General features: G+C 43.1%; 7 protein-coding genes. All 7 read right to left on the reverse strand.

The window, feature by feature from the left end:
• Positions 1-80: 80 nt before the first annotated feature.
• Complete coding sequence (locus B4Z47_RS22145; RefSeq protein ID WP_286727903.1) at positions 81-1,676, reverse strand: RagB/SusD family nutrient uptake outer membrane protein; 1,596 nt, start codon at positions 1,674-1,676, stop codon at positions 81-83.
• Between the two features lie 11 nt (positions 1,677-1,687).
• On the reverse strand, positions 1,688-4,657 hold the full coding sequence (locus B4Z47_RS22150) for a SusC/RagA family TonB-linked outer membrane protein (RefSeq protein WP_286727904.1): 2,970 nt from the start codon (positions 4,655-4,657) through the stop codon (positions 1,688-1,690).
• A gap of 15 nt (positions 4,658-4,672) precedes the next feature.
• Positions 4,673-7,258 (reverse strand): alpha-amylase family glycosyl hydrolase, encoded by a 2,586-nt coding sequence (locus B4Z47_RS22155; RefSeq protein ID WP_286727905.1) that lies wholly within the window; start codon positions 7,256-7,258, stop codon positions 4,673-4,675.
• 194 nt (positions 7,259-7,452) lie between these two features.
• Positions 7,453-8,463, reverse strand: a complete 1,011-nt coding sequence (locus B4Z47_RS22160) for a LacI family DNA-binding transcriptional regulator (RefSeq protein ID WP_286727906.1) — start codon at positions 8,461-8,463, stop codon at positions 7,453-7,455.
• A gap of 527 nt (positions 8,464-8,990) precedes the next feature.
• Positions 8,991-10,274 carry a Gfo/Idh/MocA family protein gene (locus tag B4Z47_RS22165; RefSeq protein WP_286727907.1) on the reverse strand — a complete coding sequence of 428 codons (1,284 nt, stop codon included), beginning with the start codon at positions 10,272-10,274 and terminating at the stop codon, positions 8,991-8,993.
• Positions 10,275-10,383: 109 nt separating this feature from the next.
• A complete protein-coding gene (locus tag B4Z47_RS22170; RefSeq protein ID WP_286727908.1) occupies positions 10,384-12,225 on the reverse strand; it encodes an alpha-L-fucosidase in 1,842 nt (613 codons plus the stop codon).
• A 53-nt stretch (positions 12,226-12,278) separates the two neighbouring features.
• Positions 12,279-13,244, reverse strand: coding sequence for an SGNH/GDSL hydrolase family protein (locus B4Z47_RS22175; RefSeq protein ID WP_286727909.1), 966 nt, complete (start codon positions 13,242-13,244; stop codon positions 12,279-12,281).
• Positions 13,245-13,415: the final 171 nt, after the last annotated feature.

A 13,415-nucleotide genomic window follows, 5' to 3' on the forward strand; every position in this document is an offset into this window, starting at 1 on the left:
TTCATCTGTCAACAATTATCTTATTACAGGTAAGGCTACATTGACCGGAAGAGACTCGCCGTCTTCCTGTCCGATGCTGATTAATTATAGCCTGGATTCTGTACAAGATTGGAGTTCGCAATAATATCCGAAGCAGGAAGTGGGAACAGCGTCCTATACCCGGCAACTGCCTGACCTGCAAGCACACCACCTTTAAAAGGCCAGAGGTAATTATCACCCGTAAATTTGCCATAGCGGATTAAATCCGAACGTCTAAATCCTTCCCAGTATAATTCTTTCACACGCTCATTGAGAATATCATCCAAAGAAAGATTCATTAAGTTCCCACTGTTGTTTCCATAGGCACGTACACGCAGTTTATTGACATAGTCCAGCGCCTTGGCCAAGCTTCCGCCAGAGCCGCCACGCAATGTCGCCTCAGCATAGATCAAGTTCATCTCTGCCAGACGGATCAACGGGAAATCCACCGAAGCAACGAAACCTTCAGCTGCCGGAGGAGCAGTTTTTCCGTCCTTGTTCACATTGCGGAATTTGGTAACCGCCAGTCCTTGCTTATAGACGGCGATATCTTCAATTTTAACGCTCGTATTTAAGTGAAACATTGCCCTCTTGTCCGTTGCTCCGCTGTAGTCTCCGAAAATCGTTGCGATATTGTCGCGTGTCCGATTTCCGGCCCAACCGCCGCCCGGTACACCAAATGAAGTGGGATCCATCGTTGCATCAATAGCTGCATTGATCAGATAAGTTGTACCACCCTTGCTCTGTGTTTTGGTTCCATCATAAGGTAGATAGAAAATAAATTCGGGGTTGTTCACATCATTATCCGCGTAAAAGAGCTCCCGATAATTTGTCCCCAAACTATAGCTCGAGTTCAGTACTTTTTCTGCGTATGTAATCGCTTCGGTATATTTCTTATTACCGGCACCCAGGTAAACTTCAGCGTTGAGGTATAAACGAGCCAACAGCCCCCATGCCGCAACTTGATCGACACGACCATATACATTCTGTTTGGCACCTTTTAGCTGGCCTGCAACTTCCAACAGCTCTTTCTCTACATACGCAAAAAGTTCAGGTCGTTTGATCTGAGGCGGCGATACTTTTCCGACAGGAGTTTCTTCGGTTACAAATGGTGGATTTCCAAACAAATCAAGCAGCACCCAATAATTATAAGCACGTAAGAATCTTGCTTCGGCACGATAATAAGCGATTTCTTTTTTATCGGCATCTGAAATACCGCGTTCGGCCAATTTAGCATCTGTACTTTCTCTTAAAAATTCATTGACAAGTGTGGCACTATAGACACAGCGGGTATAAAGACCACGGAGCATGGGATTGCTATCGTCAAAATCGAGGTAATCCAGTCCGCTAATCCCCGAATCATTGAGCCAGGCACAGGCGGCCTCATCGGTTGTAAGTTCCTGTGCGTTCCAAAAGAGGCGTAAAAAATCCGATGTACCGGCATCCAATCCTCCCAGATCAGAGTTATTCGGCCCCGATGTACTGGTTAAGGTCAATGATCCATATAATCTTGCGAAAGAGGAGGTATAGCCTTTAAAATCACTGTAGGCTACATCTGCAGTTACGTCGTTGGTCGGTTTTAGATCCAAATCCTTATGGCAGCTGCTCAGTGCTATAGCCAGCAAGCATACACCTATATATTTATTTAATTTTTTCATTGTTATATCGTTTAAAAACTCACATTTACACCCAATACATAAGTCCTTGGCCTCGGATAAAAGCGATCGTCTATACCGTTAGATATCTCTGGGTCAACACCTTTATAATTGGTGATCGTAAATACATTTTGTACAGTTGCAGAAATCGACATTGAAGCGTTACTATTCCGGATAAATTTTCCAAGGTTATAACTTAGGTTAACATTATCCATTTTCAAAAACGAAGCGTTCTTAATGTAGTAATCACTTCGGAGCTGTTTGAGCAGAAAATTGGTATTTAAAAAATCTACCGGCGCATTATTAATCACCAGAACGGCCTGATCGTTGATATTAGCTCCACTTCCCAAATTAGAGGAAACATTGTCGTAGACATAATTATCCAAATTTGCGCGCAATACCGTTGTTGCCGACCATTTTTTATAGCTGTATGCCGCCGTAAAACCCAAAAGATATTTCGGTAACGGTGATTTATACAGATAGCGATCGTTATCGCTGATAACGCCATCTCCATTACGGTCAACATAGACACCTTCGACAGGATGCCCCTGTTCATCATATACCTGTTGGAAAACATTGAAACTGTTTGGCATGAAATTAACCTTATGCGCCTGGATATTTCCGCCTGTTCCACCACGGATACCACCGGTCTCTACAATAAAGTTCGGATCATCACTCTGTGTCAGATTGGTTACTTTACTCTTATTATAAGTTAGGTTAAAACCGATGTCCAAGGTCGAATTATCCGTTCTTAGCGGGACGAAGTGTACATTAAACTCCAGCCCCTCGTTTTCCATGTTACCCACGTTGGTCAATAGGAAATTGCTAAAGTTAGAGCCTACAGGAACGGGAATCGTGCTGAGCAGGTCTTTGGTCTTTTTCGAGTAATAATCCACGCTACCATAGACCCGATTGTTGCTAAAGCCAAAATCAACTCCGGCATTATAGGTTGTTGTATTTTCCCAACGAATGTCTTTATCGTAGGCCACAGGTGAATTTAAATAGTAGTATTCATCACCAAAGCGATACATCGACTCGTTGCCGCTGATGGTATAATTAGGCAAATAAGAGTAGTTGGCGATGCCATCTTGCTGCCCGGTTTTTCCATAACTTAAACGGAGCTTCAGTTCGGACACTGCAGCTATATCTTTTAAAAAGCCTTCATTTTTGGCGCGCCAGGTGAATCCTACAGAAGGAAAATATCCCCAACGGTTATCAGGACTAAAACGGGAAGAACCATCCGACCGCAAGGTTCCCGACAGAACATACCGGTTGTCATAGGTATAAATCAGACGCCCATAATAAGAGATCAACAGATTTTCGGGTTTATCAAAAGGTCGCGTTGGCTCATTTAGGATCTTATCACCTTCCGCATTTGTACGGTTAAAATTATAAACCTTACTGCTATTTTTATAGTAGCCATAGCCCAACGTCGCGTCTATCGTACTTTTGATTGTAGGTAATTCCTTATCATACTTTAAATAAAACTCCAGCGTTTTATTGTTGATATCGGTTTTATATTGGGTTCTTTCACCCCCTTCATTAAAATTACGTGCAGCTATCGCTGGTGTAAATGTGTTCCCTTTCGAACGCGCCAGATCGTATCCAACGTTTAAGTTGGCATGCAGCTCCGGCAGGAAATGAAAACTATAATCCACCTTTGCATTTCCAATACTTCTAAACACATCGCCATTATCTTTGCGTAAATCCAACAAGGCTAAAGGATTTCGTGGTGCATTGGGATTAGGTTTCCCCCCTTGAATCCACTCATAATACCCGCCAAAACTATTTTTATCATCCACATAGACAGGTTGGGTCGGGTCGAACTGAATGGCTGCTCCGATTGCGTCTTGTGTCGCAAATTTCGATTTTGACCAGGTACCACGGACATTTACATCCAATGAAAGATGATTGTCCAGAAATTTAGGCGTTAATGCCAATGCAGCAGTAGTTCGTTTTAAGTTATCATTTTTCAATACCCCATCCTGGTTCATATAGCCCGCAGATATACGGTAAGGCATATTGCCCGCTTTGGAAGCAATATTAACGTTATTATCCGTTGTAAATGCATTGCCATAAATCACATCCTGCCAGTCGCTATTTGCTGTTCCCAACAACTTTTTCATGGCATCACTACCATTTGTATTGACATAATCGCGGATTTGATCGGCGTTGAGCAACTTTACTTTATTGGCTACGGTAGCCAATGAATTCTGTGTAGAGAAGTTGATTTGTGTTCCTGAGCGACTGCCTTTTTTTGTCGTGATCAAAATAACCCCATTCGACGCCCGCGAACCATAAATGGCTGTTGCATTGGCATCTTTCAAAATTGTAAATGTCTCGATATCATTTGGGTTAATCAAACTTAATGGGTTAGCTACCCCGGATACAGAACCACCTGCCAATGGAATTCCATCTACGACAATTAACGGATCGTTACTGGCATTCAATGAAGCTCCGGTACGGATACGGATGGTGCTTCCTGCGCCCGGCTGCCCCCCACTTGTTGTAATCTGTACGCCCGGAACTTTCCCCATAATGAGTTGCTCTGGCGAAGAGATCTGTCCTTTTTGAAAATCTTTTGCAGATACTGTGCTGATTGAACCCGTCAGGTCACTTTTCTTTTGTGTACCATAACCAATCACAACAACCTCTTCCAGTGTACTGCTATTGGATTTAAGGTAAAGGTTTAACGGATTCTGTCCATCGTTGACCTGGATCAAGGTATCCAGGGGCGCGTATCCGACCATACTTACTTTCAGACGTAATTTCCCTGTTTGTAGTCTATCCAAGCTAAAATCCCCATTCGCATTGGTAGACAGTGATTTTTGAATATCCTCGAAGCGCAGTGTAGCACCGACCAAGGAACTCCCCTTCTGGTCCATTACTCGCCCTTTTAGCGTTGCCTGTTGCGCGAATGCCGAAGCACTTACACCGAGTAGCATGCTCAGAGCCCAAAATGGACGTGATAGCTGTTTGTTCATAAAATAACTGTTTATTTATTTATTTAGTTTTGTTTTGCTTATTAATTGGTACTGCCCAGGTAGGAGACTCAATTTTGACTGGCCTGACCAATTGAGCTCTTTTCCCGTAAAATTATCGACCCACTGCCCCTGCAACGCTGCCGGCAAGGCAAAGTCCACACTTTCTACCCCAAAATTGCCAAGTACCCCTACTTGTTGTCCCTCCTTTTCGAGAACAAAATATTTAACGGCATCTTTCATAGCCGATGTGATAATCGTCCCGTTTTGGAAAATGCTATTTTTGGTTTTGAAACGTGTAAGTTTGGCATAGGTCTCAAAGAGCTTTTTGCGATCATTTTGTTGTAGATAGCTCCACAACAATGGTTTTTCGCCTGTGCGCCCATTTTCATCGATAGATACATCATAACCGTATTCACCAAACTGCCAGATCATCTTAGGTCCAGGCGAAGCCAATAAAAACACGGCGGCCTGTTCCATACGTTTTAATGCCGTACTGAGGTTCTTGACGTTATAGCTACCTGATGAATTGCCGTAATTCAGGCATTTGAACAGCAGCCGCTGTTCGTCATGGCTTTCCATATAAGACACAAACGAAGGTTGTGTCATGCCATGGCCCGAAGGGAATAATCTGCCTAAATCCGAGCCGTTGTTGGCATTCCAGCCCATTGCCGCCTCATTGAAGACCGCATTCATGTTGTTCCATAGCAACATCCCCGATTGCGCAAGTTCGGCCTCTTCCTGATCTCCGCCAAGATGTTCGAGAATAATATAACACGAGGGATCGATGCTGCGAATATGCTGCTGGTATTGCTTCAAGATAGCCACACGTGACGCATCGTAAGCATTCCATGCACTTAAATCACTTTCTGAGGTACCCGAATTTTTCTGTGTAAACCCTTTAGACAAGTCAAATCGGAACCCATCAATCTTGTACTCCTGCATCCAATAGGTCAAAACATCCTTAACAAAAGTCTGTGTATAGCTACTTTCGTGGTTAAAGTCAAAGCCAACATTGAACGGATGCTTGGCTACTGTATTGAACCAAGGACTATTGCTCGCAACGTTGCCCTGCTCAAAATAAAGCTGTACTAGCGGGGACTGACCAAAAGCATGATTAAAAACAACATCCAAAATCACGGCAATACCATTTTCATGACAAGCATCTACGTAGGCTTTCAAGTCGTTTTTTAAGCCGTAATATTTATCCAAAGCGCGGTGGAAAGAAGGATTATAACCCCAGGTCGAATTCCCCTCCGATTCCTGTACAGGCATAAGCTCTACCGCATTTACACCCAGCCTTTTTAAATAAGACAAAGAGTCTTGCAATGTGGTATATTGATGTTGTTTGACAAAATCACGGACCAAGAGTTCGTAAATAACTAAATCACCTTGAGCTGGCTTATTAAATAGCGTGGTTTTCCATGAGTAAGACTTGGCTGGGAGATCCAATACGCCAACCACTCCCTGCGCAGCAGCGGGATAAGCGGGTACAGCCGCCGCGGTCAGTCCGAGTACGGCATCGTTTTGCGGATCAAGAATCAGCTCAGCATAGGGGTCTGCGATATTCAGCTGACCGTCCACCAAAAACTGATAAGTCTGTTTTTTAGAGAAATCCAGATTCGATACGGTAACCCACCAGGTTTTGCCATCTGGTGTCTGGCTCATCGCATAGGCCGGTAACGCTTTATAGTTATTAAAATCGCCCAAGACATACACACTCGTTTTTAATGGTGCTGTGAGCGCAAAACTGACCTCTCCTTTTTCTCTGTTTATGGTTGTTCCGTTTGGATTGATGCCGATCGGGAGTGCGGCGATGGTAGGTTTTGATTGCACAAATAACTGTGCTTTACTGAAATATATTTTGCCCCCAGCCTCAAGACGTGCTTCAAGCTCGTGCAGGCCATTGCTCTGTAGGCTGAGCGATTTTTCTAATGACGGTACCGCAGAAGATTCAGCAAGCAATAAACCATTATCCCAGATACTGATTTTCCCGGACTGCGTTGCCTGTACTTTTAGCTTCAGATTATCTCCAACAGTGTACATCTGTTCCAGGGTAATTGGATCTGTGGGTTGCAGCGTAGGCGAAACAAAACGAATGGCCTGTGTATTGCTCGTTACAAGAGGAAGAAATAGATCTGAATTATTTTTGTTTCGTTGGACCAGCGACCCATCTCCATTGCGGACTAAAAGTGCCATCTGACCAAATTCTCCGCCATTAGTCAGGTTAAAAAATTTGGAGGGGGTAAATGTGAATGAATATAAACCAGCAGAAACAAATTTAAGTTTATAAGCATTGTCATTCTTTGACCAATCTGTTGCTACATGTTGCCAGCTGCCCCCATTGATAGGAATCAATCCGGCGTGTAGGTAAAGGTCGGTAGTGCTACCTTTTAAAGCCGCATTTCCTTTCGAAAGATCAAATTGCAAGGTGATTTCCTGATCCCAATAAATAAATGGGGCGGAAAGATTGAGCAAACCAGAACCCTGCTGTTCAATAACAGGAGGTTGCTCGACATCCACGATATCTTTCTTATTTGCACATGATGATAATAGGACAATCACCCAGAGATACCCTATTAAACGAGAGATATGCTTCCCCATCGATAATTAGCTTTACTTGGAATCTGAAATTGGGAACGTTCCCGAAATCAAGGTAAAAAGAAATCGCTTGTGGCGATTTGCTGGATTTCCCTATCCAATATTTTATACAAATTGATTATTTAAATACTTTCGGGAATGTTCCCGAAAGTATTCAAAGCTAAATAATGGGATTACAAAAAACAAATATTTTTTTCTTATTTCAGGCTAGATTTTTGAAAAATAAGCTTGGAATCAAGGTAAACCGAATTAGCAAACTTACTATTTTCAGGGTCTTCCATCTTATCCAATAGGTATTTTGTTACTAATTGGCCCATTTCATAAGCTGGTTGTTTCACTACGCTCAGTGCCGGGTCAATCAGATCGGCGATATCCAAACAAGAAAAACAAATGATTTTAAGATCTTCAGGAATCCGAATTGCAAGCTGCTTGGCAACCCGTATACTCGAAATAGCAAGACGCTCTACCGAAGCAAATATGGCATCGGGTTTCTCCTGCTCGATCAAGTCGGCAATATCTTTCATATTCTGATCAGCATCATTCACCGTATCCAAAATAAGCGCTGGTCTGATCGGAATTCCCACTTCCTGCAGCGCCTTTTCGTAGCCATCTTTACGCACCTTACCAATGGAGACATTCGGATTGATTGCAAGATAAGCGATCCGTTTACAGGCATTATCGATCAGGTGTTTGGTTGCCAGGTAAGCCGAATCAAAGTCATTACCCGTAATGTAGCCCCCCTTCCAATCGTCATAAGCACGGTCAAAAAACATGACCGGAATGCCGCGCTCTGCCAAAAGTTGTAAATGCGAATGGTCTTTACCCTCACCCGAAGCCGAAATGATAACGCCATCCACTCGTCCATTGGCCAGTGAACGTACGATTGAGGCTTCATTTTGCACCTGATGATCCGTCACATAAATCAAGGTATGATAGCCCTTGGAGCGCGCCACAGCCTCAATTCCTTTGATGGCCTGCGAGAAAAACTTATTGCCAAATTCGGGAATAATAATCGCAATGGTCAGACTTTTATTTGCCTTTAGACTACTCGCATAAACATTCGGCGAAAAACCGATTTCTTCGGCCATAGCCAAAATCCGAGCTTTTGTCGCTGGATTAATGTCCACGTTATCCCGAAATGCACGGGAAACGGTCGATTTTGATAAGCCGAGTTTTTTGGCCAGATCTATTATTGTTAATTGCGACATATCAAGAGTCCCTTTGTTGTTCGAATGTAATAATTGCTGGATACAAATAAAGCAATTATCTGTCCAGAATAGCAAATTTTCTTTTTGTCCTCTTTGTTTTAAATCAGCAGGCCATGTTTTTTTTATCTCCCGATAAGAAAAGCGATCTAGTGATCAAATCCTGTAAAAGATCATTCCAATATGCTTGCTTTCATCCGCTTTCTGTTAACAGAAAAACTTGTTTTATATGGCCTTTTGTGTCTACAGCGCTAATGCTGTCTTCGGGTTGTCTTCGTATTGTGTTCGTACCACCTTCGGATGTGGAGAGTCTTGCTACGGCTATTGATCGAAAGTTGACCAAGTAATTCCTGTTCAGGGTCTGGTCAATATCTGTTCAGCACCTGTACAATATCTGTATCCCATCCGAATAAGGTACGAAGCAGGTACGAATCTTTCCCCACTATTTGATCAAAAAATTGTGAGCAGGTGCTTAACAGGCTTAGCGTATTTTGCTAAGCCTGTCTACAATTAATCGCCCATTTTCTTTATTAGAACTTTCTAAAATCCCATTCCCCGCGATAAGGGCGACTGCGCATGAGATTAGCATAGTCATTGTCGAACTGTTCTTTTTGTGGATTCCATTTTAAATCCTTTTGAAGTTCATACGCAATATTGATGGCATTGCACACTGAGCTCGTCCGGTGACCTATTTCAACATCACAGATAGGCTTACTTCTTTTTTTGATCGCATCAACCCAGTCCTGATAGTGATTATCACTATAATACAAACGACGATCAGAAGCAGTCAGTTTAAGATTTGCCAAATTTTCCGGGTTCGATCGGATAAATTCCCGGCTTACTTCAATCTTACCTTTTTCACCGATAAATTGGATCGCATTATGTACTCCCCACTGCACATGGTTTACGCGAACGCCATTGGCATAGCTAAACGAGAGCCCGCTATTGCTGTTGGCCTCCTTGGGTGGATTAAACTGAACAGGGCCCGATTCATCCATACCCAAGGCCCATTGCACGATGTCAAACATATGTGCACCCCAATCGGTGATGTAACCGCCACCAAAATCGCGGTAACCACGCCACCAAGCCCATTTATCGTCCTCTAAAGGTCGGCTTAATATCGGATTATAACCCCGATATGGTGAAGGTCCTACCCACATATCCCAATCGAGATAATCGGGGGCTGGCATGGAGGGAAGGTCACATTGTTTGACCGGTTCGCCCACAGAAACATTGATTTCCTCGATTTTGCCGATATAGCCATTGAGAACCAGTTCTGCTGCCTGTCTAAAATTATAGGAAGAACGCTGCATGCTACCCGTCTGAAATACACGTTTATATTTTCGGGTTGCATCGACCATGGCACGACCTTCGGCAATGGTCAATGCAAGGGGTTTCTCACAATAAATATCTTTGCCAGCTTTAGCCGCATCAACTGCAATCTGCGCATGCCAATGATCGGGTGTAGCAATGACAACAGCATCAATATCTTTCCGATCCAATAGTTCCCGATAATGATGATAGGCCTTGATGTCGGTCTGTGCTTTTGACAATTCCGTTTGTTTTTTCGTTGTCGCAGCAATAAATGCTGCCAACTTATTACGGTCTACATCACAGGCAGCCAGACTTGCAATTTCCTTGCAGCGATTGAGGCCATTCATCAAGGTATAGGATTGTTTTCCGACACCAATAAATCCAAGATTGATACGATCACTTGGCGCAAGAAATCCATTGCCTCCCAACACAACGCGCGGGACAATTGTAAAAGCCAAAGAGGATACAATTCCCTTGGCTATAAATTCTCTTCTTTTCATTCTTTATGGATAGTTTATTTTTCTGCTCGTCTTTATTGGTACTTCCTCAGTCCTTGACGGCAAAATGGTTTATGTATGGATGATTTGTTCAGTTTTTCTTCTAAAAAGTTTATTCTTGAATCGGCACCAAAGTAATCGAAGCAATCTCTGGCAAAGTATCACCTTCGATGGCTGTAGCCTGCAAAATCACCTTGGTACTAGGCTCACCAATTACTTGCTGGGATACCTCAATGTTCCCCATAGCCACCTCCTTAAATTTAGCTTCCTTTTCAGCTACGAATGTCCATGGGAGCTGCTGTCCGAGTATCGAGAGTACAATTTTTCCGTGCTGATTGCTATTCGCCAGATAATTGACGAGCACACGATACTTCCCTGGTTTTTGAATTTTGATATCCCAAAAAACTTTATCCGCAAGGTCTTTCCATTGACCAATGGCGTTCGGGCGGTTTGGATCATGGGTATGTGCACCAATAATTTTTAATCCCTTTCCTTCCTGTAATTTTGCATTATTTGCGTTCATCACGATGCGTCCATCTGCCTGTGTTTGGGTCAGGCTTTCCTCAACAATTGGTTTTCCCTGGATTTCGACCACAATAACCTTCGGTCCCTTCTTACTGTCGAAGATATCAACAGGAATTGCTGGTCTTCCGTTTTCTAAAGTGGATTTTAACTTCATTGTAGGTGAAGCTAGGGCGTAGACAGCCGTCACTTTATTTTTGATGGGCAGATTTATTTTTCCATCGGCCGGACGATCAAAAACATGCAGATACAGCTTCCCATTTTTTTGGGTACAATACCCCCAATCCAAGGCCTGAAAAGGGCTCGCGGTGGTACCGTAAATAGATTCGCCATTGACCTTCATCCAATCCCCGATTTGCTCCATAATCCGCACCGCAGGTTCAGGAATGGCTCCGTCACCATCGGGTCCAACATTTAACAGGAAATTGCCCCCTTTACTCACCGTTTCCACAAATAATTGCATGATCTTGGGAAAACTTTTCCAATTTTGATCATGGGCGCTATAGCCATAACTTTCATTCATAGTATGGCTTACCTCCCAGTACATGCCCGGCAAACCTGTTGGTGGAATATATTTTTCGGGAGTTCCGATATCTCCGTTCTTATTTTCGAGTCCGTTCCAAAATCGATTATTGATAATAATATTGGGCTGCCATTTGATCAGATCTGTCAAGATATGCTTTGTGCCCCAGGCTTCTCCCTCCTGCTGTTTACTGCTGAAATCGGGCCACAGCATGTCCAGCCGCCCGTAATTTTGTGCAAGTTCTTTAATTTGGCCATAGAGATAGGCTTTGTAACGTTCATGATCTGGCTGATGCTTATCCACATTCGGGTTCAGCTGAAAGGCCTCATAAGAATCGGGATGTTGCCAATCCAGGAGCGAATAATAAGCTCCTACTTTCATTCCCTCCTGACGGAAAGCATCCATAATTTCGCGGTAAAGATCTCTTCCTTTCGGCGATAAATTTGCCGTACCCGTAACATCATTTTTCAAGGCATAAGGCTGTTGGCTATTGAACAGGCTAAAGCCTTCGTGGTGTCGAGAAGTCAGCACCATATACTTCATTCCAGTTTTTTTTGCAAGGCGTGCCCAGGATTGTGGATCAAAAGAACCTAAAGTAAATTTTGGTTTCAGTACCCCAGCATAGTGCTTACTGGGAATTTTCCCCCAGGTTTGTATCCATTCGGCATAATGCTGTGGATATTGTTTCCCTTCAAAAGAACCACCTGCTGCACTGTACAATCCCCAATGGATAAACAGTCCAAAACGGGCCTCTTTAAACCATTCCATACGTTTATCTTGCGTCTCCTGCCAACCTGCAACACCTTCATACGGTGGCGATTTGGTCTGTGAAATAGCAACATCGGTCATGCACAGCAACATTCCCACTGCTGCTGCACACTTCCACTTAAAAAAATTGATTTTCATCATGATATAGATTTATACATAAAAGTTCATTTATTCGGATTACAAGCTATCACCGATCAGAAACCCAACGCTTGAATTTCATCTTGAATAGCATCATATGCTTTGCTTGTATCTTCTATTGGAATTCCCTTGGATAGTCCAGGTCGTTTATGACCTGTATAGGTTAGCCATGCGTCTTTCATCATCGTCTGCCTTTGCAAAACAAGCGTATATAACTGGCGAAGTTTTGGCTGACTGTTCAAATTGTCATCCCATGCGCTTTCAATCGGGAAATCAGGCATCAAGTGCTGTACAATTTCCTTTGCCATTAGCCAATGCCCGAACTCTCCAGGGTGCACTCCATCCGCGGCCAGCTTAAACTGAGCATCTTTCTCGATTCTAGCTTCCAAGTAGCGACGCATGGGAAAATGCAGATCTATGACTTCCCAGGACTGCATTTTGGCATAGTCGATAAGCCATTCGGCATAGCGATCTAATACTTTATTGTAGCCATTGAGCCGAAGCTGCGGATCATCATGTACTGGAGGTGTCATCCATAGGATGCGTTTGACGCCCTGATCGACCAAACGTTTGTGCAGACGGATAATTCCATTTTTATAGGCTTCAAAACGGATAGCATCAAAAGGGAGGTAAATGCCGTCATTCATGCCATAACAGACGAAAACCACTTCAGGTTTGATTTTATCAAGCACATTGTCCAGTCGATCAAATAGACAGGGGCGTGGAAATTTTCCATCGGCATGATTCGGTTCACTGAGTCCAGAAACGGTCTCACTTGGTAACCCCGAATTAATAAACTGAGGTTTCCTTTTCGGGTGACTGCTCAGGAATAGACTTTCGGTCATGGCGACATATTGCCCCGCGTAAGTAATACTATTGCCTAAAAAAAGCACTTTTTGTCCATCACTCAAACTAAAGTCCTTAACATGACTTTGCCCCTTTACTTGCCTAGACAAAAGGCCTAAGCACAATAGCAATACAAAAAAACGAAGTTCGTTTCTACGAAATGATAAATTTAACATTGTGTAATATTGGATCAGTTGGACAAGTACCAAACCTTACATATCTCATTGGTTTAGGTTGATACCAATATGCGCAAAAGACTTATTAGATAACTATTGAGCGCTGTCCATAATTGATTATTTTGGTCATTAAATTAATCAATAAGCACATGAATTCAAATTAAATTACTG

The sequence above is a fragment of the Sphingobacterium sp. UBA2610 genome (assembly GCF_002339225.1).
Classification (GTDB): Bacteria; Bacteroidota; Bacteroidia; order Sphingobacteriales; family Sphingobacteriaceae; genus Sphingobacterium; species Sphingobacterium multivorum.